This window comes from Amaricoccus solimangrovi (genome assembly GCF_006385685.1).
Lineage (GTDB): Bacteria > Pseudomonadota > Alphaproteobacteria > Rhodobacterales > Rhodobacteraceae > Amaricoccus > Amaricoccus solimangrovi.
The window spans coordinates 1-1,961 of sequence record NZ_VFRP01000088.1 but is presented as its reverse complement, the minus strand read 5'-3'; the positions used below and the strand labels follow the sequence as shown (position 1 = coordinate 1,961).

2 protein-coding genes are annotated in these 1,961 nt (G+C 53.4%); both read right to left on the bottom strand.

Annotation, left to right across the window (positions count from 1 at the left end; genetic code table 11):
- Nucleotides 1-88 precede the first annotated feature (88 nt).
- Nucleotides 89-1,387 carry a group II intron reverse transcriptase/maturase gene (gene ltrA, locus FJM51_RS26480; RefSeq protein WP_233713253.1) on the bottom strand — a complete coding sequence of 433 codons (1,299 nt, stop codon included), beginning with the start codon at nucleotides 1,385-1,387 and terminating at the stop codon, nucleotides 89-91.
- 319 nt (nucleotides 1,388-1,706) lie between these two features.
- Nucleotides 1,707-1,961 (bottom strand): hypothetical protein (locus FJM51_RS26475; protein WP_140456473.1); only part of this gene is annotated, 255 nt, incomplete at its 5' end.

The following is a 1,961-nucleotide window of genomic DNA, read 5'->3' as shown; positions in this document are numbered from 1 at the left end:
GTCGAGTAGCGCAAGGGAACCTCCCCCTTACGCCCTCACAGAACCGTGCGTAAGACTCTCGCCTTACACGGCTCCTATTATCCAACCTTCACGGCCTTACTCCCAGCTGCCAGTGCGCAAACAGGTTCGGAATGGCCTTAGCCATCCTCCCCAGCCACTTACTCGCCCTGACTTTACGGCCCTGCAGTTTCTTATATTTCTGCCTGGCCCAACTCTTGAGAACAAGGTTCAAATATCCCAGTGCCTCCTGTAGTTCCGATTTGTAGAAGTGTCCGTAGTAATTTATCCACCCTTTGACGACAGGGTTTGTTTCCTCTGCCAGCCTTGTCAGGCTGCTGCCACTTCTACTTGTCAGCTTCCACCCCCTTATCTTTTGCCGGATGGCCTTTTTGGCCTTGTCGCCCACTGCCGGTAAGAAACCCGTAAAGAACTTACCCTTCCTGTTCCTAGACTTCCTGCTTCTGAATGTGTAACCAAGAAAATCGAAAGACATGTTCGGGTAAGTTTTGCGTCGGTCCTCGTCTCTGCAGTAAACAATTTTGGTCTTTTCGGGATGCATTTCCAGTCCGCACGCCTTTAGCCTTTCTGCCAACGCTTCTTTTAGCTCTGTCGCCTGCTGCTCTGTACTGCAATGTATCACACAGTCGTCTGCGTACCGCTCGAACGGGCAGGACGGATAGTTTATCCGCAGCCACTCGTCCATGCAGTAGTGCAGGAAGAGGTTGGCCAGCAGCGGACTAACGACTGCTCCCTGCGGAGTGCCCTTTGTCCTTTCTGTAGTTATCCCATCCCTTTGCTGCACAGGGGCTGTGAGCCACCGCTCGATGTAGAGCAGTACCCATTTGCAGGCTGTGTGCCTACGCACTGCCTTTAGGAGCAACTCGTGCGGAATGCTGTCGAAAAAGCCTTTGATGTCCAGGTCCAGGACCCAGTCCTGCCGCCAGCACCGCTGCCTGGCTTTGCCCACCGCATCCAGTGCGCTTTTGCCCGGCCTGTACCCATAGGAGTCATTATGGAATACCGACTCCAGCACGGGAGCCAGTGTCATGGTGACTACCATCTGGGCGATGCGGTCTGTGACAGTTGGGATACCCAAAGGGCGTGTGCCTCCTCCGCTCTTTGGTATTTCTACCAACAGTACGGGTGAGGGCATGTAGCTACCCGAGCTCATCCGGTTCCATAACCGGTAAAGGTGGTTTCTGCTGTCTTGCTCGAACTCCTCGAGGCCTAGCCCATCCACGCCTGCGCTACCTCCGTTTTGTTTTACCCGCAGGTAGGCTTGGTGCACCAGGTGCTTTGAGATTGTAAATGGTTTTGTCTTAATCATGTCAGTACCTCCTGCAGACTTACCTGCAGTTTTCTTCGTGATAAAAACTGGATAATACACCCCCTTCGCTCCATCCCCATTACAGGGACTTCCTCACTACTACGGGATGTTCCGCCCGCGTGCCCTGCCTCGGTACTCTCGCTCTTGTGGGTCTGCCACTTGAGCTTCTCCCTTGTCATCAGGACGACACGTTCTCACGTTCCGTGCAAATGCCTATGTTAAGGTCACGCTGCCTTAATGCCGGATGCCGCATGAGCAGTAGCCAGGTTGCCCTCATGCTTGTCCCGGGATAGTGGTGACTCCCGGTTTTGACATCACTTATTCGCTAACGACACTTCCTCAGCAGTTCACTTGCGTTCGTCTCCTTAACACCTACCTGCTACCTTTCTGGTAACTTTTCCTTGTCGCTCACGACCATGCCTTTTAAGCAAAGCCGCACAAGGCGGTTTGGAGCCTGCACCTGAATACCGGCTCCGAGGGGCCTGCCCTCATCATTTGCACAGCACCAAAGAAGCACTCGTGTTCTTTGTTCGTGACACACCACCACTGTACAAGCGGGTCTCGCATACAGCGGTTCGTTAAGTTGTGGAGCTACTTTCTTGTAGTAGTCGAGCATTGTTTCGTATCCCCTTCG